The organism is Megasphaera sp. UBA4382 (genome assembly GCF_002391155.1).
GTDB classification, from domain to species: domain Bacteria; phylum Bacillota; class Negativicutes; order Veillonellales; family Megasphaeraceae; genus Megasphaera; species Megasphaera hexanoica.
The window spans coordinates 1-25,915 of record NZ_DGRS01000069.1; the positions used below are offsets into that span (position 1 = coordinate 1).

At 48.8% G+C, this 25,915-nt stretch carries 23 protein-coding genes, 4 tRNA genes and 2 pseudogenes; 17 read left to right on the forward strand and 12 right to left on the reverse strand.

What is annotated here, in order from left to right:
- The first annotated feature begins 66 nt into the window (after window positions 1-66).
- The 6 genes and pseudogenes from B4H10_RS08205 (at window position 67) to B4H10_RS08230 (ending at window position 2,661) form a co-directional block, all read left to right on the forward strand.
- Window positions 67-142 (forward strand) — tRNA-Lys (locus tag B4H10_RS08205).
- 16 nt (window positions 143-158) lie between these two features.
- A tRNA-Glu gene (locus B4H10_RS08210) sits at window positions 159-233 on the forward strand.
- Window positions 234-240: 7 nt separating this feature from the next.
- Window positions 241-316, forward strand: a tRNA-Val gene (locus B4H10_RS08215).
- 71 nt (window positions 317-387) lie between these two features.
- The gene (locus tag B4H10_RS08220) at window positions 388-846 is read left to right on the forward strand and encodes a SoxR reducing system RseC family protein (protein WP_292018616.1); all 459 of its coding nucleotides are present in this window, start codon (window positions 388-390) and stop codon (window positions 844-846) included.
- A 425-nt stretch (window positions 847-1,271) separates the two neighbouring features.
- Window positions 1,272-2,078, forward strand: a pseudogene (locus B4H10_RS08225) (helix-turn-helix domain-containing protein); the annotation flags it as partial.
- Window positions 2,071-2,661 (forward strand): ATP-binding protein, encoded by a 591-nt coding sequence (locus B4H10_RS08230; RefSeq protein ID WP_292018617.1) that lies wholly within the window; start codon window positions 2,071-2,073, stop codon window positions 2,659-2,661. The pseudogene B4H10_RS08225 and the gene B4H10_RS08230, both read left to right, overlap by 8 nt.
- A gap of 140 nt (window positions 2,662-2,801) precedes the next feature.
- Here the strand turns inward: B4H10_RS08230 and B4H10_RS08235 are convergent, their stop codons facing one another.
- The 3 genes from B4H10_RS08235 to B4H10_RS08245 all read right to left on the reverse strand — a co-directional run bounded on the left by B4H10_RS08235 (window position 2,802) and on the right by B4H10_RS08245 (window position 6,421).
- Window positions 2,802-3,605 (reverse strand): C39 family peptidase, encoded by an 804-nt coding sequence (locus B4H10_RS08235; RefSeq protein WP_292018618.1) that lies wholly within the window; start codon window positions 3,603-3,605, stop codon window positions 2,802-2,804.
- Window positions 3,606-3,629: 24 nt separating this feature from the next.
- Window positions 3,630-4,865 carry a [Fe-Fe] hydrogenase large subunit C-terminal domain-containing protein gene (locus B4H10_RS08240; RefSeq protein ID WP_292018619.1) on the reverse strand — a complete coding sequence of 412 codons (1,236 nt, stop codon included), beginning with the start codon at window positions 4,863-4,865 and terminating at the stop codon, window positions 3,630-3,632.
- A 224-nt stretch (window positions 4,866-5,089) separates the two neighbouring features.
- Window positions 5,090-6,421, reverse strand: coding sequence for an anaerobic nitric oxide reductase flavorubredoxin (locus tag B4H10_RS08245; RefSeq protein ID WP_059076307.1), 1,332 nt, complete (start codon window positions 6,419-6,421; stop codon window positions 5,090-5,092).
- Between the two features lie 195 nt (window positions 6,422-6,616).
- Here B4H10_RS08245 and B4H10_RS08250 point away from each other — a divergent pair, with 195 nt between their 5' ends.
- The 4 genes from B4H10_RS08250 (at window position 6,617) to B4H10_RS08265 (ending at window position 9,433) form a co-directional block, all read left to right on the forward strand.
- Complete coding sequence (locus B4H10_RS08250; protein ID WP_162816202.1) at window positions 6,617-6,787, forward strand: hypothetical protein; 171 nt, start codon at window positions 6,617-6,619, stop codon at window positions 6,785-6,787.
- 37 nt (window positions 6,788-6,824) lie between these two features.
- Window positions 6,825-7,664 carry a hypothetical protein gene (locus tag B4H10_RS08255; RefSeq protein ID WP_292018620.1) on the forward strand — a complete coding sequence of 280 codons (840 nt, stop codon included), beginning with the start codon at window positions 6,825-6,827 and terminating at the stop codon, window positions 7,662-7,664.
- Between the two features lie 171 nt (window positions 7,665-7,835).
- Window positions 7,836-8,303: a hypothetical protein gene (locus B4H10_RS08260; protein ID WP_292018621.1), complete on the forward strand. Its 468-nt coding sequence runs from the start codon at window positions 7,836-7,838 to the stop codon at window positions 8,301-8,303.
- Window positions 8,304-8,467: 164 nt separating this feature from the next.
- Window positions 8,468-9,433, forward strand: a complete 966-nt coding sequence (locus B4H10_RS08265) for a metallophosphoesterase family protein (protein ID WP_292018622.1) — start codon at window positions 8,468-8,470, stop codon at window positions 9,431-9,433.
- On the opposite strand, the gene B4H10_RS08270 is transcribed toward B4H10_RS08265, so the two are convergent.
- Window positions 9,434-10,453 carry a protein tyrosine phosphatase gene (locus B4H10_RS08270; protein ID WP_292018623.1) on the reverse strand — a complete coding sequence of 340 codons (1,020 nt, stop codon included), beginning with the start codon at window positions 10,451-10,453 and terminating at the stop codon, window positions 9,434-9,436.
- A 155-nt stretch (window positions 10,454-10,608) separates the two neighbouring features.
- Window positions 10,609-10,684 (reverse strand) — tRNA-Ala (locus B4H10_RS08275).
- A gap of 170 nt (window positions 10,685-10,854) precedes the next feature.
- Between B4H10_RS08275 and B4H10_RS08280 the strand changes: the two genes are divergently transcribed.
- The 3 genes from B4H10_RS08280 to B4H10_RS08290 all read left to right on the forward strand — a co-directional run bounded on the left by B4H10_RS08280 (window position 10,855) and on the right by B4H10_RS08290 (window position 12,299).
- Window positions 10,855-11,460, forward strand: a complete 606-nt coding sequence (locus tag B4H10_RS08280) for a methyltransferase family protein (protein WP_292016970.1) — start codon at window positions 10,855-10,857, stop codon at window positions 11,458-11,460.
- Between the two features lie 66 nt (window positions 11,461-11,526).
- Window positions 11,527-11,799 (forward strand): hypothetical protein, encoded by a 273-nt coding sequence (locus B4H10_RS08285; RefSeq protein ID WP_059076314.1) that lies wholly within the window; start codon window positions 11,527-11,529, stop codon window positions 11,797-11,799.
- A gap of 251 nt (window positions 11,800-12,050) precedes the next feature.
- Entirely contained in the window at window positions 12,051-12,299 is a 249-nt protein-coding gene (locus B4H10_RS08290; RefSeq protein ID WP_059076315.1) for a helix-turn-helix domain-containing protein, read from the forward strand.
- Between the two features lie 56 nt (window positions 12,300-12,355).
- Here B4H10_RS08290 and ilvD (B4H10_RS08295) read toward each other — a convergent pair whose 3' ends face one another.
- Both ilvD (B4H10_RS08295) and B4H10_RS08300 read right to left on the reverse strand, forming a co-directional pair.
- Window positions 12,356-14,017 carry a dihydroxy-acid dehydratase gene (gene ilvD / locus B4H10_RS08295; RefSeq protein WP_059076316.1) on the reverse strand — a complete coding sequence of 554 codons (1,662 nt, stop codon included), beginning with the start codon at window positions 14,015-14,017 and terminating at the stop codon, window positions 12,356-12,358.
- Window positions 14,018-14,223: 206 nt separating this feature from the next.
- Entirely contained in the window at window positions 14,224-14,913 is a 690-nt protein-coding gene (locus B4H10_RS08300; RefSeq protein WP_292018624.1) for a GntR family transcriptional regulator, read from the reverse strand.
- A 258-nt stretch (window positions 14,914-15,171) separates the two neighbouring features.
- Here B4H10_RS08300 and B4H10_RS08305 point away from each other — a divergent pair, with 258 nt between their 5' ends.
- The 4 genes from B4H10_RS08305 to B4H10_RS08320 all read left to right on the forward strand — a co-directional run bounded on the left by B4H10_RS08305 (window position 15,172) and on the right by B4H10_RS08320 (window position 20,270).
- Window positions 15,172-15,933 (forward strand): HpcH/HpaI aldolase family protein, encoded by a 762-nt coding sequence (locus B4H10_RS08305; protein ID WP_059076318.1) that lies wholly within the window; start codon window positions 15,172-15,174, stop codon window positions 15,931-15,933.
- A 463-nt stretch (window positions 15,934-16,396) separates the two neighbouring features.
- Window positions 16,397-17,608 (forward strand): DUF819 domain-containing protein, encoded by a 1,212-nt coding sequence (locus tag B4H10_RS08310; protein ID WP_292018625.1) that lies wholly within the window; start codon window positions 16,397-16,399, stop codon window positions 17,606-17,608.
- Between the two features lie 158 nt (window positions 17,609-17,766).
- On the forward strand, window positions 17,767-18,672 hold the full coding sequence (locus tag B4H10_RS08315) for a polyphosphate kinase 2 family protein (RefSeq protein ID WP_170087057.1): 906 nt from the start codon (window positions 17,767-17,769) through the stop codon (window positions 18,670-18,672).
- 239 nt (window positions 18,673-18,911) lie between these two features.
- Window positions 18,912-20,270, forward strand: coding sequence for an acetyl-CoA hydrolase/transferase family protein (locus B4H10_RS08320; protein WP_059076321.1), 1,359 nt, complete (start codon window positions 18,912-18,914; stop codon window positions 20,268-20,270).
- An 85-nt stretch (window positions 20,271-20,355) separates the two neighbouring features.
- Here the strand turns inward: B4H10_RS08320 and ilvD (B4H10_RS08325) are convergent, their stop codons facing one another.
- The 5 genes and pseudogenes from ilvD (B4H10_RS08325) to B4H10_RS08345 all read right to left on the reverse strand — a co-directional run.
- Complete coding sequence (gene ilvD, locus B4H10_RS08325) at window positions 20,356-22,008, reverse strand: dihydroxy-acid dehydratase (RefSeq protein ID WP_075581760.1); 1,653 nt, start codon at window positions 22,006-22,008, stop codon at window positions 20,356-20,358.
- Between the two features lie 47 nt (window positions 22,009-22,055).
- Window positions 22,056-23,315 (reverse strand): ATP-binding protein, encoded by a 1,260-nt coding sequence (locus B4H10_RS08330; protein ID WP_292016973.1) that lies wholly within the window; start codon window positions 23,313-23,315, stop codon window positions 22,056-22,058.
- Window positions 23,316-23,327: 12 nt separating this feature from the next.
- Window positions 23,328-23,834 carry an acetolactate synthase small subunit gene (ilvN, locus tag B4H10_RS08335; protein ID WP_059076324.1) on the reverse strand — a complete coding sequence of 169 codons (507 nt, stop codon included), beginning with the start codon at window positions 23,832-23,834 and terminating at the stop codon, window positions 23,328-23,330.
- Window positions 23,831-25,531 (reverse strand): biosynthetic-type acetolactate synthase large subunit, encoded by a 1,701-nt coding sequence (gene ilvB, locus B4H10_RS08340; RefSeq protein ID WP_292016974.1) that lies wholly within the window; start codon window positions 25,529-25,531, stop codon window positions 23,831-23,833. The genes ilvN and ilvB overlap by 4 nt, the downstream gene beginning before the upstream one ends.
- Before the next feature lie 21 nt (window positions 25,532-25,552).
- A pseudogene (locus B4H10_RS08345) lies at window positions 25,553-25,915 on the reverse strand (ketol-acid reductoisomerase); the annotation flags it as partial.

The window sequence follows — 25,915 nt, forward strand, 5'->3', positions numbered from 1 at the left end:
AATGGTAGCACATCGGTCTCCAAAACCGCCTGTGTGGGTTCGAATCCTACTACCCCTGCCAAATATGATCCACTAGCTCAGTTGGCAGAGCACCTGACTTTTAATCAGGGTGTCCCGAGTTCGAATCTCGGGTGGATCACCATAATTTTTCTTTGCATGGCCCCTTGGTCAAGTGGTTAAGACACCGCCCTTTCACGGCGTGAACGTGGGTTCAAATCCCGCAGGGGTCACCATTTTTATGGGCGATTAGCTCAGCTGGGAGAGCGCCTGCCTTACAAGCAGGATGTCAGCGGTTCAAGCCCGTTATCGCCCACCAGGTTACAGCACATCCGGCAGGATGTGCTGTTTTGCTATATATACGGACACCATGACGTTAGGAGAGATGATATGAGAACAGAAACTGGGGTAGTAGAAAAGATACTGCCTGACCATATGGTATTGATCAAGGCCAGCCGGACGAGCCTTTTTTCGCGTCATGCGTCGTCTATCGGCAATGCCACGGCTCCCATTGAGGTACGCAATGAAATCGGAGCTGAAAAAGGAGATTTCGTCGAATTCGCCCTGCCGGAACGAAATATCGCCCTCGGTGGATTTATCGGCTTTGGCATCCCCATGCTGATCGTCCTCCTGAGCATCGTCGTCCTCTATACACAGGGCCCGTCGTGGGGACTATCGGAAAATGGTTCGGCTGCAGCCGGATTCATTGGCGGCCTTATTCTGGCATTCATCGTTATGAAAATTTTGAATAAAGCCTGGAAGGGACAACGTTCGGAAGCATCCATCCTCCGTATCATCCGCCCTGATGCGGAAGATGGACAGGGGGAAGGAGAATCTCCGCAGGGGTAAGCTGCTTTCAGCGATATAAAAATAATTTTTGACACTTTTAAAAGGGAAAAATGCTCATAAAGCCTATTCTGGAAGGCTTTGTGAGCATTTTTTGTTTGGCTTTCATACGTGCTATATTTTTCTCATCTAACTAATTCATTACCTTTTGACTTCTTATTGCACCTTCTTTTTTATTGCAATGGTTATTTAAATATTGTATAAGCGTTATTTGCATCTTAGTGTAAACTAACCCTTTTTGCATTGAGCTTGACGGGATGACAAATATAACGTTAAAATAAAAAATAGTAAAAATATTCCAATGTAGTCACTATAGGAGGGAAGAGGGATGGATATCAATGACTTCAAAGGAATAGAGGCCAGTTTTTTTAGACTATAAAGTTTCGTTAGAAGCAAACAAACCTAAAAGTTGGCTAAAATCAGTTTCTGCATTTGCCAATACTAAAGGAGGGCATATTTTATTTGGAATAACTGACGGTGACCATGAAGCAATTGGCTTAGATGATGCTCAAGGAACTGCCAGCAAGATTTCGGAATTTCTTTCAACTCGGATTAGCCCTATGGTTAATTATACATTAATAACATTTTCTAGCCATCGAGAAGGTAAGTATTGTCTTGATTTGGCTATCTTTCCAGGACCCAATTATCCGTACTATTATATTCACGAGCATACAAGAGAATGCTATGTCCGACGTGGCGATAGATCTGAATTGGCAACTACCTTAGAACTTAATATCCTGATTCTAAAGGGAATGAATCAAACTTATGATGCGTTGCCTACTTCTTATCAAATGAGTGATGTTAGTTTTACTTTACTAGGAGCGACTTTAAAAAGAGAGACGGGCGAAGAATTTAATTTATCTCAAGATCCTATTTTTATGGGATTAATGACGGAAGCTGGTAAAGTGACAAATGCTGGATTATTGCTTTGTGATCAAGGAATTTTAAAACAATCGCGTGTTGTTTGTACTCATTGGAAAGGGATAACAAAAGGGTCTGTTGAAGGTGATGCACTAGATGATGAAGAATTTTCTGGAGCGAGTCTAATTACTCTTCTTAACAATGCAGAATCATTTATACGAAATAATTCGAAAAATCCTTGGACAATACGGGGAATGCATAGGGAAGAGAAGAGTGATTATCCGTTTAAAGCGGTTCGTGAAGTTTTAGTTAATGCCTTGATTCATCGGGACTATCAAAAATATCGGTTCGGAAATACATGTCGATATGTATGATGATCGACTGGATATCTCGTTCCCTGGAGGAATGATGAATGGAAGTCGTATTCAAGATTTAGATTTAAAAATGATTCCGTCCATGAGAAGAAATGAAATTATATCTGATATTTTTGGCCGACTGCATTATATGGATCGCAGAGGTAGTGGCATACGCCGGGTTATGAATTCATATGCAGATTTTGATATAAAGCCAATATTTTATTCCAATGAATATTTTTTCCTTGTTTCACTGCCTAACAGGGGAAATGAGTTGCGAAGTGGAACGAAATCAAATAAAACGCAACTTACTCCGGATAAAACGCAACTTACCGACTTAAAAATCATTATACAAACAAGAGCGGCTAAAAGCTTTCGAAAAGACACGTTAAAAAAAATTATCAATTTATTGGAAATTTATGAATTCGCCTACCCTTTTAACCGGCAGATTGTGGCAACTCAATTTGGAATCAGTCGAAATGCGGCATCACGGATTTTAAAGAAGGCGATGGAGTGTGGCATCATTAGAAAAGAAAGGAGAGGAATATATTATTTTAGAGAAGCATTAGTAAATAAAGATTCATGCTACAGTCAGGAAAAATAGTTTAATAAAAAATCACCTCTTATACTTATATTAGTACATGGTGTACTGCCCCCCCCCAAAAAAAAGTTAGACCTAAAAATCTAACGATGGTAGGTCAGTACATGTACTGAATCATAGAGGTGATTTTTTTGATTTATTTATTACTTTTTATCCGGAATCGGCACTAAGAAAAGCTGGTTGCTGCCGCCTTCTGATTCGGGGAACTGATTGTACATGGAGAACATCGATTGGAACCGCTGCCAGGAGTAGATTCCGTACCCGTCCTGGTTATGGTCGGTAGTATCATATGGGTCAGCGACGATGATGACGTCGTCGGCTTCATTGGCTGTACCCATATCATCATAACCAATGATTGCCTGCCAGTGGCCATTCCAGTCTATCCAGCAGATTAGGATGGGATGGCCTTCTTTCAGAAATTTTCGTACATCGCTGGCAGAAAGTGTTTTGCCTTCCTTTTGATAGTCACTGCTGGAGATGTAATGAAAGCCTCCGACGCCATCAAATATATCCTTCATCTGGCGCAGTGTCGTTCCCGGATAACCATTGGGAAAACCGGGGACGGTCACGTCCTTCAGAGGATGACGCAGGGCGGCCAGTTTTTGCTCGTTCCATCCGTCTGTCCGGCCATACCATTGCAGTACGGTCAGGGCGGCTGCCGGCCCGCAGGACCATTCGCTCGTCTGTTGGAAGGTCTGGTATCCGCTGAGAATGGTCCGCGATGCCGTGGATTTCATGTGGTAGAAATCGGGATGAGCGTAATACGGGGAATCGGGATGGTCGTACTGCCGTTCAATGGAGGCAGCTCCTTCATTAGGTGTCAGCCGGGCAGATACGGTCAGTTTCATATCGTTCGTAAAATCGGAAGTGGCATAAGCTGCTCCTGCTGCACCTATCAGTATAGTCGTACATAACAAGGAACACAGCCGTTGTTTCAGTTTATTCATAGGCATTCTTTATTTGATGAACGATCAGTCGAAATGACGGTCGAAGAGGTCGCTCTTTTCCAGAAATTCTTCTACGGTAGCAAATCCCAGGTGTTTGAGCAGTTCGATGACGTAGGGATTTTCTACAGGCGTCCGGCTCTGGGCTTCCTGCCCGTAGGCCTGTACGCAGGCTTTGCCTTCTTCTTTTTTGATGATGGCCCGGGGACCGCCGACACAGCCGCCGATGCAGCCCATGCCTTCAAAGAAATTGCCATCGCGATTGCCGGCGAGAATGTCATTGATCATGGCTTTGCAGCCGGGGACACCGTCGGCTTTGCGGGTCTTGATGGGCACCTTGCGGTCCGGGTCCAGCTGGGCGACGGTCATGGCTACGGCGTCGGCAACCCCGCCGGCACAGGCATAGCCGATACCGGATGATGAGGCGTGGGGGACGTTTTCTTCTTCCATTTTTTCCAGGTCCATATTGGTGACGGAAAACAGATCACGCAGTTCCTGATAGGTCAGGACATAATCGATGGCACCGGCGATATCCGGTTCTTTCCGTTCGGCTTTTTTGGCAAGACAGGGACCGATGAATACAGTTTTGGCATTGGGATGCAGTGCCTTTACCGTGCGGCCTCCGGCAATCATAGGGGAAACGGAGCCGGGGACATTGGGCAGCAGCTGGTGATAGAGCTTCTTGATCATGGCAATCCACATAGGACAGCAGCAGCTCGTCAGCTGGAACTGTTCTTCTGTATGGACGTTTTTATCAAATTCTAACGCTTCTTTCATGGTCAGGATATCGGCAAATACGGCGACTTCCAGCATGCCGGTAAATCCCAGGTGTTTCAGGGCCGTGCGCATCTTCCCCATGGTGACGTTAGGGCCGAATTGGCCGGAGATAGCCGGTGCTACCAGTGCGTAGACCGGGCCATCGTAGTCATGCAGTTCCTGGACGACGGGGATGATATCTTTACTCGTTTTGAGACTTTCCAGTTTGCAGGCATCGACACAGGCCTGACAGCCGACACATTCTGCATCGTCGATTATCATCCCTTTGCCATCGGGAGACGGTTTGATAGCGCCCCAGGAACAGGCTTCCTGGCAGGGATGTTTTTCATCAGGCGGACAGACGCAGGGTTTTACCCGCCAGATCAGTGGATGGTCGTCCGGATGGGCCAGACAGTCAATGAGCTTCGGGTCTCCATCGACATCGACCGGTTTACCATCAGCGGCCTGCCGGAGCATCTGATGATATAGTTCATCTAATGTTTTCATAAGGAACCTCCTTTATAAGTATCCGTTAAAATAGAATGATGCAACTTTATTTTAACAGATTTTTTGAAATTGCCATAGCTTTATCGTAATTTAACATTTCCCGATAAACAAATACTCTTTGCCCACCGGGGAGTGAACAAAGAGTATTTGCTTAGCTAAAAACAAGAATATACATTTTAAAAATATCTCTGACAGAAAAACATATAACTCAACTATCTTTTTTATTAGCCGGCATAACCGCCTTTGACGCCTTCACGGGCATCTCTTTCCCAATCTTCAAAATGTTCTTTTGCAGCCTGGCCGATCTGTTCGTCGTTGTTGTAATCGCCGAGTTCTGTCGGTACGTCATCTTCCGGACTTTCTGAAACGCCGACGGCTTTTGCAAATTCCCGGCCGTATTCGCGGCACGTTTCCTGTGTTGCCTGGTCCGGATTCCACTGGCAGCGGAGCCCATCATTTACGACATCGAAACCAGCTCCCTGCAGAAGGGCTGTAATCTGTTTGACTGCTTCGCCGCTCCAGCCATAGCTGCCGAAGGCAGCGGCTTTCTTATTCTTGAATTTCAAGCCACGGATCATTTCCATAATGCCGCCGATGGAGAAGAGATAGCCATAATTGATAGTAGGCGAACCGACGAGGATAGCTTTGGATTTGAAGACTTCTGTTACGATGTCGTTCTTGTCATCCACTGCGGAATTGAAAAGCTTTACTGTCACTGTCGGATCGGCTTCGCGCAGACCTTCGGCAATGCATTCAGCCATACGGCGTGTCGAGTTCCACATGGTGTCATAGATGATGGTAATCTGGTTTTCCTGGTACGCTTTTGCCCATTCCTGGTATTTGGCAACAATCCGCATCGGGTTATCACGCCAGATGACGCCGTGGCTGGGGCAGATCATCGATACGGGGACATTCATGTTCAGGATTTCATCGATTTTGCGGGTGACCATGGGGCTGTACAGGTTCAGGATGTTGGCATAGTACTTCATGGCTTCCTGATAGAGTTCAGCCTGATCGACGCAGTCATTGTACATCTTTTCGCTGGCATAGTGCTGGCCGAATCCGTCATTGCTGAAGAGGATGTTTTCACCGGTCATATAGGTGAACATCGTATCGGGCCAGTGCAGCATCGGTGCTTCGATGAAGACGAGCTGGCTGCTTCCGAGGTCCAGCGTATCGCCGGTCTTGACATTGACGAAGTTCCAGTCCTGGTGATACAGGCCGCGCAGGATGGCTTCCCCTTTCTTCGTGCAGTAAATCGGCGTGTCCGGGATTTCACGCATCAGGGCCGGCAGGGCGCCGCTGTGATCGTTTTCATTATGGTTCATGACGATATAGTCGATGTCCTTGAGGTCGATTTCGCGCTTTAAGTTAGCGACAAATTCTTCATCGAAGGGTTTCCATACGGTATCCATCAAAACAGTCTTTGTATCGCGGATCAGGTACGAGTTGTAGGAAGATCCCTTTTCTGTAGAATATTCATGTCCATGAAATTCGTTCAGTTCCCAATCGATTTTCCCTACCCAGGTTACTTTATCTGTCAGTTTTTTTCCCATGTCTATCGTCTCCTTTTATGTAGCTATTGAAATCTGCCTTGGTTCATCGTTCTTACAAGACTAGTATAATTGGGAAGGCGTTACAAAGCAGTTGCATTTGCAACGGGTGAAGCCTTTTTGGAAAATCCAGACAAAAATATGATGCTGGCAGGGGAGGCCATGGTATAATGAAAAAAATGGCTAGTAAAAGGACTCATGCCTGATTCCCGCCATCGCAGTCAGTATCGCAATTGTATCCAATACTTGAAGAAAATCTGCCAGTATCCGGGAGGAGAAGAAATCGTACGCAATCTGGCCCGTGATTGGAAACAGACCTATACAACCCGCCGGGCTATGAAGGAAGAATTAGAACAGGCAGGGTTTTGAGCCGTTATTGTAATGCGAAAGTCAGGAGGGACATCTGATGATGAAGAAAACATGGATGAGAAAAGTATTGCAGATTCTGAGCGTTTGTTGTTTGTCCAGTGTGCTGGTGCAGGCCGCTGAACCAGTGGATACATTTCAGCAGCTGGAACCGCAATTTGTCCTCAAAGAACAGGTGCCGGTCCACTTTACGGGTGCTGATGCGGATGATTATGTCCTGAGCGGATATGTGAAGGGTGCCGGTTATGGACCGTCTCATGTAGCGGCCGTCATGACCTATGATGATGTGCAGAAGAAATGGACTCCTGTCTATCAAAGTGAGCGGAAATATGCCCCGCTACACGTTCTTTCGGGGAATCTGCTGAACAATAAACGGGATCAGCTGGTATTGTATAAACACGAAGGAAGCGGTGCGTTCCTGAGCTATGATGTGCTGGCCTGGCTGAATGAAAGACCGCAGGTACTATTAAGCCGGTCGGCTATTTTCCAGGGAAATGTAGAAATCAAAAATGGCCAGCTCATCGAACACATGGGCCATCAGGATACGGTATACCGCTGGAAGGGCAAGCGCATGATGGCAAAAGAACTGCCGGAAGAAATTGCTGTCCCGGCAGGATATACCATATCATTCGCCATAGGAAATAACGGTGTCGTATACACATCCCAGCAGTCACTGACCATGAAAGCAGGCGAAACGATGCAGCTGCGCCGGCTGAACCGGGGGATGAGGGAACGAGTTTTGTACGATGGGCAGGGACCACTGACCTGCAAAGATGACCTGTTTACGGCAAACAAACCGGGGACGTCAACGATTACCATCATTCCGGATGGATATAACTGGGACAAAGCCGTCAAAATCGTCGTCCGCGTCATCGCTTAGCCATAAGGACAGTTATATGGAAGGGGAATCATGTTCTCTTTCGATTCCTTCGTGACATAGTTGCTTTTTTGATATCTGATATAAAATAGGGGTTGCTGGAAATCCATATTATTTTATGATAGAATAGTAGTGGATAATAATTATCCAAATCAAAGAGGAGTGTGAACTACGATGAAAAAATGGACAATAGTTGTTTCGGCAACTCTCTTGACACTGGCTGCTTCGGCCGCATTGGCATCGGTACCGCAGGAATCCCTGTATCTGGGTGGCATCGGGTACGGCAATGATGGTTCGTACGTACGGCAGATATATGGTGCACCGACGGAGATTGAACGGGAGTATACGTCGTCCGTTCCGTCCGGGTCGGTCGTCGAGTATGAATATGGTGATTCGGTATCCATTCATCTGGTAGATGAAAGCGTATACCGTGTAGAATCTTCGGCTAATAATGGCTGGCAGACGCCGGAAGGAATTCATGTAGGGATGGACGCGTCGGTGTTGCAGGAGACGTATGGTACGCCCGATGTGATTCATGGTGATAAGTTTATTTACACAGCCGTAGGAACCCCTGATGTAGGAATGGTCTTTGAAATCGAAAAAGGCAAAATCGACGAGATAGAAATAGGAAAAATTAAGTAATAGGCTAATGGAAGAGGACTGCCTGATCGGACGGAAATTCGTACGGTCAGGCAGTCCTTGTTTACATATATTTTTCTATTCCTTTGCCGTAATTAGATACATTTCTTTTATGATGGGGGTGTTCATAAAAGTGAGTGGATGGCCTGGCGGCAGGGAGGATGCGTATGTCTTATACAGGGTGGGTTAAAAATTTACAGCAGTTATTTTTTATGTCCCGTGCAGGGAATCGTATGGTAGAAAAGCAGAAACCGTATAAAAGGCTGGTTATCCTTAGTGATATCCATTATCCCAGCAAGTCGGTGGTGGATGAAATGGTCTGTCTGAATAAGATGCACAATAAAAAGAAAGCTCTTGAGGATATCAATCGCTGGCATGATGTTGACCTGGCTGTATTTACGGGAGATATGGTACAGCGCGATGGCAGTCTGTCTGAATACGAGCGGGTCCGGTCTTTGCTGCGGGGCCTGAAAGCACGGAAAGCCTTCGTGGCAGGAAATCATGAATTATTTTACAGTACGGATACAAAAGGTAGGCTGATTTCCGGAGGATTCCTGGAACGGATATTCCACTTTAAACGGTATACCCGGTTTTTTGGACCGTTATATCATTCTCGCAGGATGGGTGGATATCTGCTTGTATTCCTTTCACCGGATACAATGAATAGTGAAGCTGCCGTAGAATTGTCCCAGCAGCAGCTGGCCTGGCTGGATCAGACTCTTTCGGAAAACAGTCAGTATCCCACTATTATATTTTGTCATGCACCTCTTTCCGGGACGGCTCTGCCGGCTGCTGATGGATCGGCCCGGCCGGTACGCCGCAATGCCGTACAGCCGGCAGACGCGCTGGAACGAATCCTGCTGGCTCACCCACAAGTCCGGCTCTGGGTGTCCGGCCATACCCATACGCGCCCCAAAGATGGAGATTTCATGACCGATGCTAATTGTTACCACGGATGCATTCTCAATGTATATAATGCCGATTGGGATAACGGATCTGATATCTATACTAATTCCCTGTATCTGTTTGAAGATAAAATCGTCATCCGGACGTACAGTCACCGGCAGCATGCGTGGCTGCCGCAGTTTGACCGGGTGATACCGGCAGCCGCGTATCTGTCTAAGGCAGCGTAGCTATTTCTCTGTTTCGTGAACCTTGAGCCATGAGCTCCAGGAACGAGCGAAGTTTGTCTGGTAATTTTCCTGTACATACTGGTAGAAGAGCCGTATCATGCGGCTCTTTTCGTTATAATAGGGCCCTTTCCAGTCTGAGGGGGAAGGATGGGAAACGGTGTGAGCCGTATAATTCCCTCCGATTTCATATTCTCTGTAGAGAATGTCTTTCAGGGGAACGGAGGGATTTTTCATCATATCGTACATATTCATAAAAGCCGTTGTCCGGCCCATGCCGGCTTCGCAATGAAAATGCAGCCAGGCCTGAGGCGGCAGGGATTGGACAAAGCGGATGAACCGGTCTATCGTTTCCGGACGGGGCCAGAGATGGTCTGTGGCTGTGATGCGGTAGTAGTGAAGGCCCGCTTCCTGTACGAGTTCCTTTTCCGTTTGGACCCTGTTGACCATCAGAGTCTGCACGGGCAGGAGGGCATCGTCTTTTCCCTGCTGATATAAGGTGATGGCCTGTCCTATCGTGTGATGGAGACGGTCCTTTTCGTCCCGGAGGACGGCATGGCGGTTTTTTCCTATATTACCCCAGTCCCTCGGCCCGTACCAGCTGATGGGGATCCCATTGGCAAACCCATGGGACTCCTGCCGCAGGTCTACGATATACACTGGCCCGGTGGCCTTTTTGGTTAATACGTCAGCCAATGCCTGCAGCTGCTTTTCCGTGAATTGTGCTGATCCGGAAGCGTGTAATTGGGACAGTCCCTGCCGGGACGGAATATAGGCAGCATCGATTTCCTGTAGGTATTTTTTTTCGACAGGACGGAAGGTCATATCGGTCGTACGGAAATTGCGGGGCAGTGCCGTCACATCGGTGGCATCGAGACGCCAGACCCTGCCTTCGTAGAAATCCCGGGATTTTTCTACAAGGGCCGGGCTCTGAGGAGACGGTGAGGCCGGCGGGGTCTGCCCGTACGACATGATGGGGCAGGCAAGTAGTGCAAACAGAAATACGATGGCAACGTTTTTCATAGGAGTCCTTTCTTGCCGGACGGAGCGCTCTATAGGGCCGGTGGCAATAAAAAAGGAATTGCGGCATGGTTCACGTGTTCCATGGTCAATTCCTGCAATAGTATGTAAAAAATAAAATAAAACAGAGGCCATTTTCGGTGACGGCCTCTGTCCTTTGGTGGAGATGAAGAGGATTGAACTCTCGACCTTACGGATGCGAACCGCACGCTCTCCCAGCTGAGCTACATCCCCATGAACTGATAGTACTATCCTAAATCAATTTTGGGAATTTAGCAAGTCCTGATTTAAAAAATTTATATTCTTTGTTTAACATTTCCTAATCCTTTATATACTATATTTTTAATATTCATTGGTATACTTCCATTGTAGAAAATGATATTGCGCATGGGAGGAAAGGAAATATGAAATTTTTAGTTACATACAGAACGCGCATTTCACAAGTATTGGGCCTGGCCTTTGTCGTGTTATTTCTTGTTTCGGGAAAACCGCTGGAAATGGCAGCACCGGTGTTGACGGGTATTCTTTTCTTTTTAGGCTGTTTGTTGGTAGGTCTGGCGACAGCGGGGAGATTGTGGTGTGCCCAGTATATTGCCGGTTATAAAGACGGAGTGCTGGTTCGGGAAGGTCCCTATTCGGTCTGTCGCAATCCTCTGTATTTTTTCAGCTTCCTGGGGTGTGCTGGTGTCGGATTGTGTACGGAATCCTTGTCACTGGCAGCAATGCTTATCATTGGATTTGCCGTGATATACCCTATGATCATCCGGTCAGAAGAACAGAAACTGCTCCGCTTATTTGGCAAGCCTTACGAAGAATATCTGGCCGGCGTGCCCCGGTTCATCCCGGACAGGAGCCTGTATCACGAACCAAAAGAATATACGGTAAAGCCCAAGGTTTTCCGCAAGGCGGCCTTTGATGTATTGTGGTTTATCGGAGTCGTCGGTATTCTGGAGTGTCTTGAAGCCATCCAGTCTACCGGATTGATTCCACAGTTGCTGCAGCTCTATTAAGCTTTTTTCTTTACTCTTAGGCAACTTCCTGCCATAATATAAGTAAAAAACGCAGGAGGCATATGTATGAAACACGATGATGACATGACGTTTTCACCGGATGAATTGGATACGCTCAACATATGGCAGCAGAAGGAAGAGTTTTATGATCAAGGAGTCTCTACTACAGAAGTATGGCAGGCTGGCTGGAGCGAAGGCTGGCAGGATGGAGCCAGGGATCAGACGCGTAAAATCGTACAGAATTTATTGAAACTGGGAGTTGGGACTGAAATCATTGCTCAGGCAGCAGGATGGTCTTCTCACGATGTAGAAGCAGAGCGGGATTCTTTAAAAAAATAATATTTCTATTTTCTATCCACTTTCTCTATTTGGACAGGTCTTGCAAATTATGAGGGCAAGACCTGTTTTCTATACATAAACGGCATATATCTTATCTTTTTTGCGAAAAGCAATACATTATGGCCTATAACGTGTTATAATAATCGTAGCAAATGAAACTCGGGGGATTATGTATAGCAGGAGCAATGGCAGTAGCCCCTGCATTTTATATATAGGTGGTTGCTTCGTATGCTGCAGAGAGAAGGTGTAGTATGCAGGAATATGGCAGATTGAGGGAATTGCGGTATGAAGCCCGGTTATCACAACAGGAAGTGGCAAACATGCTTCATTGTACGCAGGTAGCGTATAGTCTGTACGAATCGGGGAAACGGAAAATTTCTATAGCCAGGCTGGTAATTCTGGCACGTTTCTACGAGACATCTATTGATTATATAGTCGGTCTTGTAGATGAACGGAAGCCGGCCGGCCCGTATGTAAAGAACTGGAAAGAAATTCATTAAACGAAAGGACTGCAAAGAAGCAGGGGCTTCTAGGGCAGTCCTTTTGTTATTTTCTGTTATTCGATAATGGCACCGTAATGCGCTGATTTTACCAGACGGGCATAGATGGACAGGTAACCCTCTTTGATTTTAGGTTCCGGCGCCTGCCAGTTTTTCAGTCTCTTATCGATTTCTTCCGGAGAAACCAGGAGATCAAGACGGCGGTTGGGAATATCGATACGGATGCGGTCTCCATCTTCAACGATAGCCAGGGGGCCTCCTTCGGCTGCTTCCGGAGAAATGTGGCCTACGAAGCCGCCCTTGTTGGAACCGGAGAAGCGGCCGTCGGTGATAAGAAAGACATCTTCGGCAAGACCGTATCCAAGTAGTAATTCCAGCGGCGTAAACATTTCCCTCATGCCAGGGCCTCCTTTGGGGCCTTCGTAGCGGACGACGATGATGTCTCCTTTTTCGATTTTATTATCGTAGATGGCCTGAGTTAATTCTTCCTCGCTGTCGTACACTTTAGCCGGACCTTCAAAGGTATGATGTTCTACTGGAATGGCGGCAGGTTTGCAGACACCGGAAAGGGGAGCCAGATTTCCTTTGATGATGGCCAGACCTCCGTCGGGGCGGAACGGATTTTCCAGCGGATGGATGACTTCCGGGCGCAGGATGCGGGCGTCCTGTAGATTTTCCTTCATCGTCCGCCCGGTTACTGTGAGAGCATCCCCATGAAGCAGGGACAGGATTTCGTGCATAACGGCCGGTACCGCACCGGCCTCATAGAAATCGACCATATCGTACTGGCTGGCTGTCATGAGCCGGGCAATCTGCGGTGTTGTGCGACTCAGTTCTTCATAATCATCAATGGTAAAAGGAACCTTTGCTTCATGGGCAATAGCCAGGATATGCATGATGAGATTAGTCGAGCCGCCGATAGCCATGCCGAGGCGGACGGCATTTTCAATGGATTTGCGGGTGATAATGTCGCGGGGGCGTAAGCCTTCTTTGACCATATCGACGATGCGGCGTCCCGACTGGCGGGCAATGTCCATGCGTTTTTTATCTACTGTAGGAATCATGGCAGAACCGGTGAGGGACATGCCCAGTCCTTCAGCCAGACAACTCATGGTATTGGCGGTACCGATCATCTGACAGGATCCGGGAGTGGGACAGGCGGCGCGCTCTACCGTTTCGAACTCTTCGCGGCTGCACTGGCCGGACCGGTATTTCCCGGCGTATACGGCTGTTTCGTTGACGTCGATGTCTTTTCCGTTATGATGACCGGGATACATGGGGCCGCCATTTACGACGATGGCGGGCAGGTTCAGCCGGGCAGCGGCCATGAGAATGCCCGGCACGATTTTATCACACGAACCGAGGAGGACCATTCCATCCAGCATGTGGGCCTGAACCATGATTTCGATGCTGGCGGCAATGATTTCGCGGGACGGGAGAATATAATGCATGCCGTCGTGGCCCTGGGCGATGCCGTCACAGCCACCGATGGTGCCGAATTCACAAGGCGTGCCGCCGTTTTCCTCAATCCCGGCACGGACGTATCCGGCAATGCGTTTTAGATTATACTGTCCCGGGCAGATATCATTCCAGGTGTTTACAATAGCGATGAATGGCTTTTTAAAATTTTCGTCGTTATAGCCCATAGAACGGTACAGGCCGCGGGCCAGGGCTCCCTTGTCCGGGTCGCCAATAAACGATGCACTTCTCCATGTCATATAGATGCACTCCTTTTCTTGTATCCTAGTATTCGTTTTATGTACATAAAGTATACGTTTTCTTTCTCATAGGTGTCAATGAAGAAAGAGGAGATCCTGTCTAGTATGAATAATCTATATGCTTTATAGAGAATACATGTGTCCTGTGCATACAAAAACCGGCCCTGTCATGGACAAGGCCGGATTCGGCGGTGCGATATGAAGTCTCAGGCAAAGTAGGTGGGATAAAACTCCTTCAGACCTTTGAGCAGGGGGAGGACACGGACGACATGAGGTCCCATTACATGCAGAGCTGCTTCTTCGTCCTGGTTTTTGATGGCTTCCACAATTTGGCGATGCTGGTCGAGTACGATTTCCATCTGATTGACCCGAGACATGGTGACCAGCACGCGGGCTCGGAGATAATTGAGGTCCGTTTTGGTGAGGTAATCCCAGATGCGGCTGCGATGACAGCCATCGAAAATAGTCTTATGCAGTACTTCGTCCAGCTTGAACAAGGTGGTATTATCTGATTTGGCAATGGCCTGCTGCTCCCGGATCAGGTTATTTTCCAGGCGTTTCAGGTGTGTCTTAGGGAATTTTTTGCATGCCTGATTGATAATCGCACATTCCACGGCCTGGCGCATAAAACAGGAATCGTCGAGCTGTTCTGTCTGAATCCGCGATACGGTCGTTTTGCGCTGGGGAACGATATCGAGCAGTTTCAGCTGGGCCAGGCGCACGAAGGCATCACGTACGGGTGTGCGGCTGATATCGAGCTGGGAGGAAATGTCTTGTTCCGAAATAGCTGTACCGGGAGCGAGCTGGAAGGACATGATATTGCTGTACATCATGCGGAAAACATATTCCCGGCTGTTTTCCCTTGGTTTTTTAGGTGATAGTTTTAGTTCTGCCATAGTTAATCCTCTGTAAACGTTATAGATCTATGCTATAGGTTATTATAGCATAGATGACTTATGTTTTGCTATGTATGTCAAAATATTCAAAGGATTTAATCATATTTCAACAATGTCGGAAAAACGATGGCGGAGGCGCGTTTCAGGTATGATTGAAGGTGATGGTATGCTCTGTTGCTATTACGAACTTGCATTTTGATTCAATGTGAAACGTGTTATGATTATAAATAGGGAGTTTCTTACAGAGGAGTGGTATGTATGAATCAATTCAAGGAAAAAATTCAAAAGGGAGAAGCATTACTGGGGACATTCATTGAACTGAATAATCCGGCTATTGCCCAGATTGCCGGGCTGGCAGGATATGATTTCGTCATTCTCGATGGAGAACACGGTGAAATCGCCGTTGAAGATGCAGCTAATCTGGCACGGGCGGCAAAACTGGCAGGGACTGCCGCTATTTTCCGCGTCAATACGAATGATCCGACCCTCATTGGCAAAGTACTCGATACAGGCGCTGACGGTGTAGAAATTCCGGAGATCGGCTCTGCTGAAGAAGCGGAACGGGCTATCAAAGGCGCAAAATTCACACCGGAAGGCGAACGGGGATGCAACCGCTTTGTCCATGCCGGCGAATATGGCCGCATGACAAGTGAACAGTTTTTTGGCCAGTCTAACGCCAATACTATTGTCGTGCTTCAGGTAGAAGGACAGGACGGAGCCAGAAATATTTCAGATATCCTGAAAGTCAAAGGCGTCGATGTCGTATTCATCGGGCCGTACGACCTTTCGGCATCTCTCGGCATTCCGGGACAGACGGAACATCCCAAGGTCCTGGCCCAGATTGATGAAATTTTGAAATTGGGCAAGGAAAACGGCGTAGCCATCGGTCTGTATGTAGACAGCATCGAATCGGCCATCAACTGGAAAAAGAGAGGCGTACAGTATCTGGCCCTCCAGACGGATACAGTCAGCCTGTATCAGCATTTCCAGGCCAATACAGATGCCTTCCACGCAGAATAAGACTATAGGTGCACACATATAAAAATGGGACTGTCTTCATGAGCTGACCCCCAATTGTTAGACCTAACATCTAACGATTGGGGGTCAGCTCATAACTGAGTCCCTTTTTTAGAAGAGGCTATTATGTTATAGCCCCAAGGTCTAACTTTTTGGGGTCACATCATCGGGCAGTCCCATTTTTTTATATAGTGGTTTGCCGGTGTGATACCGGTGACGTCCTTCTCCAGATTAGGCAATCTATGGTATGATAGGATAGTACAGGAGAGGAGGATGGCTGTGAATATGATGCAGATGGGGATGCTGGTCGTCGTGGCTTTTGTCATTTTTGTCATACTGGCATCTATGGGCGTGATACATTAATATGCGAGGCAAATGAAAGAATAGAGGGTAGATAATTGGCGGAAATCGGGTATAATTTACCTATACCTATGGTGGTAACAATTATCGGTAAGGGGGATTTTGTATGGCAACTTTGGTGAGTTCGCAGAATACGTGGATGCTCATGACGATTATGTGTGGAGCCGTAGCGGTTTCCATCTATCTGGAACAAAAATATACCTGGGCTTCCCGGATTTCCGGTGCCGTCATCGCGCTGGTCATGGCTTTGGTTCTGGTTAATACGGGAATCATTCCTACGAGTGCGCCCCTTTATGACGATATCGTCTGGGGCTATGCTGTGCCACTGGCTATCCCGCTCCTTCTGCTGCAGGCAAATCTGCAGAAAATATGGAGGGAAACGGGACGGCTGCTCTTTATTTTTTTGATCGGGTCTGTCGGTACGGTCTGTGGAGCCGTCCTGGGAACCTGGCTGTTGGGGCCGTTCGTACCGGGACTCCCCAAAGTCGCGGCCATGATGACCGGTTCGTATATTGGCGGCGGCGTGAATTTTACGGCCCTGGCCGATGCATTCAAGGCTGGCGGTACTCTCGTTTCTTCGGCGACAGTTGCCGATAATCTCAATATGGCAGTCTATTTCCTGGTACTGCTGGCTATTGCCGGCAATGCCTTTTTCCGCCGGGTCTATACACATCCCCATATTGATGCCGTATTGCAGAACGGCGTATCGGAAGAAGGAAAGACGCTGGCTGCGGCCTACTGGGGGAGAAAAGATATTTCCCTCAAGGATATTGCCATTGATCTGGCCTACGCAGTCATTGTCGTAACGATTTCCAAACTGATTGCGGCAGGACTGGCCGGTATCATTCCAAAGGGAAACTGGTTCCTCGATATGTGCAATACCTTCTTTGGCAGTCAGTATGTGTGGATTACGGTCATTTCCATGGTGTATGCGACGTTTTTTGCCAAAAAGGCAGCTACTATGCATGGCGCTCAGGAAGTGGGTACTTATTTCATCTATCTCTTTTTCTTTGTTATCGGTGTGCCCGCATCGATTATGGAAATCCTGCGTAATGCACCGCTGTTGTTTGTCTTCTGTTTCCTCATGGTTGTCATCAATATGGCTTTCTGCTTTATCGGTGGCAAATTGTTCCATTTCGATCTGGAAGATATCATTCTGGCATCCAATGCCAATATCGGCGGGCCGACGACGGCTGCCGGTATGGCTATTTCCCAGGGGTGGACCCGGCTGGTCGGTCCTTCCATGCTGGTAGGTACCTTCGGCTACGTCATTGGCACCTACCTGGGTATTATCGTCGGCAGTTTGCTGGGAGCCTGATTACGAAAAATTTGTTAAAACGGAGTTGTACTAAGATGAACGTCAGTTTATTTTCGTACGGCTCCGTTTTTGTTATATGATATTGACAAAAATGAACACTTTTTCTTGCTCATGAGGTATAATAAACATATATACAGTGAATAAGGAGGCGCGGATTCATGAATATTGAACGATATCGTGTCAAAGAAGGTGAAAAGGTAGACCTCAGCCAGTATGCCACGGCGTGTGACGTAGACATTGACAAGAAAAAGGTAAAAAAAGAGTGGATGCCCCGCGTGATGGAAGAACTGAACGGATGGCAGGAAAAGCTGTATGCCGATAACCATTATGGAGTCCTCATTGTATTGCAGGCTATGGATGCGGCAGGAAAAGATGGTACGGTCAAACATGTCTTTGCCCAGCTGGATCCGGCAGGTGTACATGTGACCAGTTTCAAACAGCCCAGTGCCGAAGAAAAAGATCACGACTATATGTGGCGGATTAATAAAGCCCTGCCCAGCCGCGGTGAAATAGGTATATTTAATCGTTCCCACTATGAAGATGTCGTCGTGACTCATATCCACAACCTGATCAAGAGTGACGGCATGCCGGAAAAATTGATTGGCAAGGATATATGGGAACGCCGCTACCGCCAGATTAGGGACTGGGAACGGTATTTATCGGAAAATGGATTTCCTATGGTCAAGATTTTCCTTCACGTGTCCAAGGATGAACAGAAAAAACGCCTCATAGACCGGATCGTGACTAAACAGAAGAACTGGAAATTTTCCATGTCCGATATCAACGAACGGAAATATTGGAACCGCTACCAGAAAATATACGGGGAAGTCCTGAGTGCAACATCGACTAAGTATGCGCCGTGGTATATTGTACCGGCTGATGATAAATGGTATACCCGGTACGTCGTAGCTCAGATTGTTCTGGAAAAGCTGCGGGCTATCAAACCGGATTTTCCCAAACTGGCGCCGGATGTGGAAAAACAGCTGGCACAATTCCGCATGCTGCTCAAGGAAGTCAACCTGGACGATCTTAAAAATATCAAGACTATTATTGAAAAGAAATAAAATAGTAGTCATGACAGAAATACGAAATAATCATGTATACAAGATGTTTTTCTCATGAGTAAAGCGTTTGACCTTGACTTATTTTTCACAAATTTCGTATAATAAAAAAGAACAAAACTTCTTTATTTATCTTAATAAATTTATGGGTAACAGGAACCTGATACCGCTGGACAGGGATGCATCGGCGGATTTATCCGGCATGACCGGACGGGTTTTTGCATAAGGAGGTAACAACAGATATGTACAAACTTTCACAAATTGCAGAAGAGTACCAAAAGAAACTCGTGACGCCGCAGGAAGCGGCAGCTGTCGTCAAAAGCGGAGACCGTGTATCGTACGGCCTTGGCTGTTCGGCACCGTATGATACGGATAAAGCGCTGGCCGACCATATCAATAAGGATGGCTTGAAAGATGTGGAAATCATCGATGCGACGCTGATTCAGGATCATCCGTTCTTTACTTATACGGAAACGGAATCCAACGATCAGGTCCGTTTCGTATCGGGCCATTTCAATGGATTCGACCGCAAGATGAATAAAGCCGGCCGCTGCTGGTTCATGCCGCTCCTCTTTAATGAACTGCCGAAATACTGGAGCCATAAAAAAGTGGATGTCGCCATTTTCCAGGTACATCCGATGGATAAATGGGGCAACTTCAATCTGGGGCCTCAGGTAGCCGATTTAAGGGGCATTCTCAAATCGGCGGATAAGGTCATCGTAGAAGTCAATCAGAAAATGCCGAAGGCACTGGGCTATGAAACGGAATTGAATATTGCCGATGTCGATTTCATCGTCGAAGGGTCCAACCCGGATATGCCGATTGTCCCGAATAAACCGTCGACCCCGGTCGATGATAAAATTGCCAGCTTCGTCGTACCGATGATCAAAGATGGCAGTACGCTGCAGCTCGGTATCGGCGGGATTCCGTCCGCGATTGGCCATAAACTGGCAGAATCGGATGTCAAAGACCTGAGCGGTCATACGGAAATGCTGGTAGATCCCTATGTCGAATTGTACGAAGCCGGGAAAATTACCGGTAAAAAGAATCGCGACAGAGGTAAAATCATGTATACCTTCGCCGGTGGCACACAGCGTCTGTATGATTTTATCGATGACAACCAGATCGTGTTCAATGCACCGGTCAACTATGTCAACAATATCAATGTCGTTGCCAGCATTGACAACTTTGTTTCTATCAACAGCTGCATCAACCTTGACCTTTATGGTCAGGTCTGCGCCGAATCGGCAGGTTACCGCCATATCAGTGGTACCGGCGGTGCGCTGGACTTCGCACAGGGAGCCTATCTTTCCGAAGGTGGCCAGGGCTTCATCTGCGTCCATTCGACGCGTAAACTGAAAGATGGCAGCCTGGAATCGCTGATCCGCCCGACTCTGACTCCGGGATCTGTCGTCACGACACCGCGTTCGGCCGTTCACTACATCGTTACCGAATACGGCGTAGCCCTCCTCAAAGGCCAGTCCACATGGCAGCGGGCAGAAGCGCTGATTAATATTGCTCATCCTGATTTCCGGGAAGAACTCATTAAAGAAGCAGAAAAAATGGGCATCTGGACGAAGACGAGCAAGACAGAATACTGATCCTGATACGAATATTTGCATAAAGACGGGGCCGCATCCCATGGGTATACACTCATGGGATGCGGCCCCGCTTTTTGTTTCTCTTTTATTTCAGTACGGCACCCGTATTGGCCGATGTGACCAGCCGGGCATAACGGGACAGGTAGCCTGTTTTGACTTTCGGTTCCGGTTGTTTCCAGGCCGCTTTGCGGGCGGCCAGTTCTTCATCGCTGACGCAGAGTTCCAGCTTGCGTTGTGGGATGTCGATGGAAATGATATCCCCGTCGTGGATGAGGGCGATAGGGCCGCCTTCCATGGCTTCCGGTGAAATATGGCCGATGCAGGCTCCGCGACTGGCACCGCTGAAACGGCCGTCTGTCAGAAGGGCGACTTTAAGCCCCATGCCGGTGATGACGGCTGTCGGGTTGAGCATTTCTCTCATGCCCGGCCCGCCCTTAGGCCCTTCATAGCGGATGACGACCACATCTCCTTCGTGGATTTTACCGCCGATGATGGCTTCGATGGCATCTTCTTCGGCATCAAAACAGCGTGCCGTTCCTTTGTAGACGAGGAGATCCCGGTCTACGGCGCTTTCCTTGATGACCGAGCCGTCGGGAGCCAGATTACCCGTCAGGATAGCGATGCCGCCTTTATGCATATAGGCGTTTTCCACACCGTGGATGACTTCATGGTTCAGGATTTCTGCATGTTCGATGCGGCTGGCAATGGTGCCGGTGACCGTCTGCGCTCCCGTATGGATGAGTCCCAGTTTGGTCAGTTCCTTCATGACGGCGCTGATACCGCCGGCTTCATCCAGGTCCTGCATATGGTATGTACCGCCCGGGCTCATCTTCGTGATATAAGCTGATTTACGGCTGATTTCATCGAACACGCGGAGCGGCAGGTCTACACCCGCTTCGTGGGCGATGGCGGGCAGGTGGAGCGCCGTGTTGGTCGAACCGCCAATGGCCATATCGACGGCAATGGCATTTTCAAAAGCTTCGCGGGTCATAATGTCGCGGGGGCGTATATCGCGGCGCACGAGATCCATGATGACTTCGCCGGCTTTTTTGGCCAGCATGCGGCGCCGTCCGAAATAGGCAGCCGGAATCGTGCCGTTGCCGGGAAGACCCATGCCCAGTACTTCTGTAAGGCAGTTCATGGTATTGGCTGTGAACAGACCAGCACAGGAGCCACAACCCGGGCAGGCCCGTTCTTCCATGTCTTCCAGCTCGTCTGGCGTAATCTGGCCCGATTCCACTTTACCGGCGGCTTCGAACATGGTGCTGACGCTGATATCGCGTCCCTGGTAACGGCCAGCCAGCATAGGTCCTCCGCTGACGACGACGGCAGGAATATTCAGGCGGCCGGCAGCCATGAGCATAGCCGGTACGATTTTATCGCAGTTGGGAATGAGGACCAATCCGTCGAAGGCGTGGGCGGTGGCTACGGCTTCGATGGAATCACAAATCAGTTCACGGCTGGACAGGGAAAATTTCATGCCGTCATGGCCCATGGCGATGCCATCACAGACGCCGATGGCGGGAAATTCAATCGGCGTGCCTCCGGCCGCGGCTACGCCGAGTTTGACGGCCTGGGCGATTTCCCGGAGATGGATATGGCCGGGGATGATTTCGTTAAATGCGTTAACGACGCCAATCAGCGGTTTGGACAAGTCTTCATTGGAATAGCCCATGGCATGGAATAACGTACGATGAGCCGTACGGGTACTGCCTTTTTTTACGATATCACTACGCATAAGGTACCTCCTTTATGAGTATATGCATTATATCTAATATATGATAGTCAGGCATTGCGTGTCGCAGCCTGTTTTAGTTCTTGCTGTCCCAGATACCAGGTGACGAACTGATGGGCGATGCGGCCGTTGCGTCCGGAATGCTCGTGCTCCCAGCGTACGCCGAGAATCCGCAGTGTTTCTTTATCGAGAGAAATGCCGGATTTTTCCAGTTCATGGCCAATCATAGCCAGATATTCGTCCTGGGTGGGCTGGGTATAATGCAGGATGAGGCCGAACCGGTCTGACAGGGAGATAGATTCGTTGGCACTGTCCTGCATGTAGATATCATCAATCTGGTCGCTGCGGTCCTGCCAGGATTCCCGCAGGAGATGGCGGCGGTTGCTGGTCGCGTAAATGAGGACATTGTCCGGCTGGGGTGTCACCCCGCCGTCGATGACCGATTTCAGGTATTTGTACTCCGTTTCCCCTTCGTCAAAGGACAAGTCGTCGAAAAAGAGGATGAATTTCAGATTTTTACTGGCACATAGCCGTTCCATAACGGCTGACAGCTGCGATAACTGGCCACGGGCAATTTGTACCAGGCGCAGTCCACTGTCCCGGTAACGGCTTACCAGTGCTTTGACGGCGGTCGATTTGCCTGTGCCGCGTGCCCCTGCAAGGAGTACGTTGTTGGCCCGGTGACCGGCGATAAATGCCTGTGTGTTGGCCAGCAGCTTTTCTTTCTGCCGCTGGTAGGCAATGAGGTCGTCCCAGTCATATACGGGAAAATCGCGGATTCCCGTAAGGCGGCCTGATGAAGAAAGGCGGAATGCCGTAAACCGGGCCAGAGAACCACTGCCATGGGTCTTATAATGGTCTAACAGTATCTGTGCTGCCCATCCGGGAGATTCTGCTTGTATGAGTGCTTTCATCAGATCATCCCGTTCATGAGAGCGGATTGGGACAGCCGGCACATAGGAAGACAGAAAGTCACGACCGGTGAGTTCCCGTGTATCGATGCGCAGCCAGGGCAGTAATACAGCCATATCCGAGGCCAGGGCCGCCATGAGGCCGGGGCCGTACGTACCATTCTGTTCCAGCGTCCGCGAGGCCGTATTGTCGCCCCAGATGAGCTGATAGGTCAGATAGGCTGGCAGCAGGTTTCCTGAAAGTCCCAGTTGTTCAGCTTTTTCAATGAGCTGGGCAGCCAGACGGGATTGCAGGCTCTCTGATTCCGGGGATTGCTGCAGGGACTGCAGTGTCTGGATGAGAGAATCTGTCAGCAGGTCACGACAGACGAGGAGTTGTTGCAAATCGGGACAAATCATAATGTCTCCTTCCTACGTTTCCATATGCTTGACCGCATCTTTTCCGCGTGACAGGCTGATAGAACCAGTGCGGGCGATTTCCAGTATTTCATAATACTGCAGCATATTCAGCATGGCATCGATATGATCCTCCCGGCCGGCGAGACGGAAAATCAGGGATTGTTTGTCCACGTCTACGATTTTGGCATGGAACAGTTCCGCCAGATTACTCAGTTCAATCCGGTCTTTCGCCGTGATGTACCGGATTTTAATCAGGGCCAGGTCATAGCTGACGAATGGCTTGTCATCGAGAATGACGATTTTGATGACATTGATTAGTTTGGCCAGCTGGTTGACGGCCTGATCCAGTTCCCAGTGATCTTTTACTTCTACGATGATATTGATGCGCGTAATATCGGCGTCTTCGGTATAGCCGGCATTGATAGCTTCGATGTTGATGCCACGGCGGCTGATGAGGCCGGCGACATGGGTCAGGACGCCAGGTTTATTATCTACGAGCAGAGCCAGATGTTGTCTCATGTACGGCTGCCTCCTTCCAGAATCATTTCGTTCAGACGTTTACCGCCGGGTACCATGGGATAGACGTTTTCATCGGCGGGGATGCGGACTTCCAGAAGAGCCGGTCCCGGAACGGACAGGAATTTTTCTATGGCTTCATCCAGCGTATCCGGCGTTGTGGCCGTAAAGCCGGGAACTCCCATGGCTTCTGAAATAGCGGGAATGCGGTTTCCTTTTTTCAGGAGAGATGCTGCGTAGCGGCGGTGATAAAACATGCGCTGCCACTGGTTTACCATGCCTAGGACACTGTTGCAGAGAACGACGGTCTTGACAGCAATGCCGTTATCGGCCAGCGTGGCAAATTCCTGACAATTCATCATGATGCTGCCATCGCCGCTCAACAGGAGAACCGTCTGCCCGGGACAGGCGAGTTTGGCTCCCATGGCAGCCGGGAGTCCGTATCCCATCGTTCCCAGCCCGCCGGAAGTAATGAAATGGCGGGGCTTTTCCGTGTCGTAAAACTGGGCGGCCCACATCTGGTGCTGGCCTACGTCAGTGACGACAATGGTATCATCATCCAGACGCTGGTTCAGTTTTTTAATCAGCACTTCTGGGGAAATTTGATTTTCCAGATGTCGGCAGGCAAATGGATGATCTTTCTTCATTGCCAGAACGTGATTGCGCCATTCCTGATATTGTTTTTTGTACGGTGTCCGCCCTTGTTGCACCTGATTGGCCAGCAGTGGCAGGGACCAGCGGAGATCGCCGCCGACACTAATATCAGCGTGGACGATTTTATTGATTTCCACCTTATCGATATCGAAATGGACAATCCGGGCATTTGGCGCAAAATTTTCGGCATCGCCGGTCACGCGGTCGTCGAAACGGCTGCCGATGGCCAGCAGCAGGTCGCATTCCATGACGGCCATGTTAGCTGCATATGATCCGTGCATACCGACCATTCCCAGGTGATTGGCATAGCTGTCTGGTACGGCTCCTTTGCCCATCAGCGTCGTGATGACCGGAATCTGCGTTTTTTCTACAAAGGAACGCAGATAGCCGGACGTATTGGAAAGGATGACGCCACCACCGGCCAGAAGCAGCGGCTTGTGTGCGGCAGCCAGTGCTTCTACGGCCTGGGTGACATGGTCTTCCTGACCGATATAGCGGCCGCTGTACCCCCGCAGATGGACCGTTTTAGGATATTTGAAATTCAGTGTAGCATCGAATACATCTTTAGCGATATCGATCAGGACAGGACCAGGCCGGCCCGTCGAGGCGATGTAAAAGGCTTCTTTCAGGATATGAGGCAATTCTTCCACGTCTTTTATCAAGTAATTATGCTTGGTAATCGGCGTCGTTATGCCGGAAATGTCGGCTTCCTGGAAGGAATCACGGCCAATCAGGCTGGTGGTGACCTGACCACTGATGATGACCAGCGGAACGGAATCCATGTTGGCTGTCGCAATGCCCGTAACCATGTTACAGACACCGGGACCAGAAGTAGCAAAGCAGACTCCTGTTTTTCCCGTCGCCCGGGCATAACCATCGGCTGCATGGATAGCACCTTGTTCATGACCGGTAAGAATATGTGGAAATTCTGCCTTATATAATTCATCGTATAACGTCAGTACGGTGCCGCCGGGATAACCGAATACGACAGACACGCTTTCTTTTTTCAGGCATTCGATAATTGCCTGTGCACCATTGATGTTCATTGCCCCATTCCCTCTTTCGTATTATTCTGGTTTTTCTTCGTTCAGCCAGGACATCATCTTGCGCAGTTTGGCCCCTACTTCTTCAATGGGATGTTCGGCGTGCTGGCGGCGCATCGCCAGGAAATGGGCCCGGCCGGCAGCCTTGTTTTCCAGGAGCCAGTCTTTGGCAAAGGTTCCGTCCTGGATATCGTGCAGTACATCTTTCATCGCCTGTTTCGATGCGTCGCTGATGACCCGCGGACCGGCCGTGTAATCGCCGTATTCTGCCGTATCACTGATGGAATAGCGCATCTTGGCCATGCCGCCTTCGTACATGAGGTCTACGATCATCTTCATTTCGTGGAATGTTTCAAAATAGGCGATTTCCGGCTGATAGCCTGCTTC

Excerpts from the sequence above, each read along its gene's own strand:
- B4H10_RS08260 (WP_292018621.1), top strand. The coding sequence starts at position 7,836 with ATGAAAAAATGGACAATAGTTGTTTCGGCAACTCTCTTGACACTGGCT.
- B4H10_RS08265 (WP_292018622.1), top strand. The coding sequence starts at position 8,468 with ATGTCTTATACAGGGTGGGTTAAAAATTTACAGCAGTTATTTTTTATG.
- B4H10_RS08310 (WP_292018625.1), top strand. The coding sequence starts at position 16,397 with ATGGCAACTTTGGTGAGTTCGCAGAATACGTGGATGCTCATGACGATT.
- B4H10_RS08330 (WP_292016973.1), bottom strand. The coding sequence starts at position 23,315 with ATGATTTGTCCCGATTTGCAACAACTCCTCGTCTGTCGTGACCTGCTG.
- B4H10_RS08240 (WP_292018619.1), bottom strand. The coding sequence starts at position 4,865 with ATGAAAACATTAGATGAACTATATCATCAGATGCTCCGGCAGGCCGCT.
- ilvD (WP_075581760.1), bottom strand. The coding sequence starts at position 22,008 with ATGCGTAGTGATATCGTAAAAAAAGGCAGTACCCGTACGGCTCATCGT.
- ilvN (WP_059076324.1), bottom strand. The coding sequence starts at position 23,834 with ATGAGACAACATCTGGCTCTGCTCGTAGATAATAAACCTGGCGTCCTG.
- B4H10_RS08305 (WP_059076318.1), top strand. The coding sequence starts at position 15,172 with ATGAATCAATTCAAGGAAAAAATTCAAAAGGGAGAAGCATTACTGGGG.
- B4H10_RS08245 (WP_059076307.1), bottom strand. The coding sequence starts at position 6,421 with ATGGGAAAAAAACTGACAGATAAAGTAACCTGGGTAGGGAAAATCGAT.
- B4H10_RS08235 (WP_292018618.1), bottom strand. The coding sequence starts at position 3,605 with ATGAATAAACTGAAACAACGGCTGTGTTCCTTGTTATGTACGACTATA.
- B4H10_RS08250 (WP_162816202.1), top strand. The coding sequence starts at position 6,617 with ATGCCTGATTCCCGCCATCGCAGTCAGTATCGCAATTGTATCCAATAC.
- B4H10_RS08220 (WP_292018616.1), top strand. The coding sequence starts at position 388 with ATGAGAACAGAAACTGGGGTAGTAGAAAAGATACTGCCTGACCATATG.
- B4H10_RS08270 (WP_292018623.1), bottom strand. The coding sequence starts at position 10,453 with ATGAAAAACGTTGCCATCGTATTTCTGTTTGCACTACTTGCCTGCCCC.
- ilvB (WP_292016974.1), bottom strand. The coding sequence starts at position 25,531 with ATGAACATCAATGGTGCACAGGCAATTATCGAATGCCTGAAAAAAGAA.
- B4H10_RS08285 (WP_059076314.1), top strand. The coding sequence starts at position 11,527 with ATGAAACACGATGATGACATGACGTTTTCACCGGATGAATTGGATACG.
- B4H10_RS08320 (WP_059076321.1), top strand. The coding sequence starts at position 18,912 with ATGTACAAACTTTCACAAATTGCAGAAGAGTACCAAAAGAAACTCGTG.
- B4H10_RS08290 (WP_059076315.1), top strand. The coding sequence starts at position 12,051 with ATGCAGGAATATGGCAGATTGAGGGAATTGCGGTATGAAGCCCGGTTA.
- B4H10_RS08230 (WP_292018617.1), top strand. The coding sequence starts at position 2,071 with ATGTATGATGATCGACTGGATATCTCGTTCCCTGGAGGAATGATGAAT.
- B4H10_RS08255 (WP_292018620.1), top strand. The coding sequence starts at position 6,825 with ATGATGAAGAAAACATGGATGAGAAAAGTATTGCAGATTCTGAGCGTT.
- B4H10_RS08280 (WP_292016970.1), top strand. The coding sequence starts at position 10,855 with ATGAAATTTTTAGTTACATACAGAACGCGCATTTCACAAGTATTGGGC.
- B4H10_RS08300 (WP_292018624.1), bottom strand. The coding sequence starts at position 14,913 with ATGGCAGAACTAAAACTATCACCTAAAAAACCAAGGGAAAACAGCCGG.
- ilvD (WP_059076316.1), bottom strand. The coding sequence starts at position 14,017 with ATGACATGGAGAAGTGCATCGTTTATTGGCGACCCGGACAAGGGAGCC.
- B4H10_RS08315 (WP_170087057.1), top strand. The coding sequence starts at position 17,767 with ATGAATATTGAACGATATCGTGTCAAAGAAGGTGAAAAGGTAGACCTC.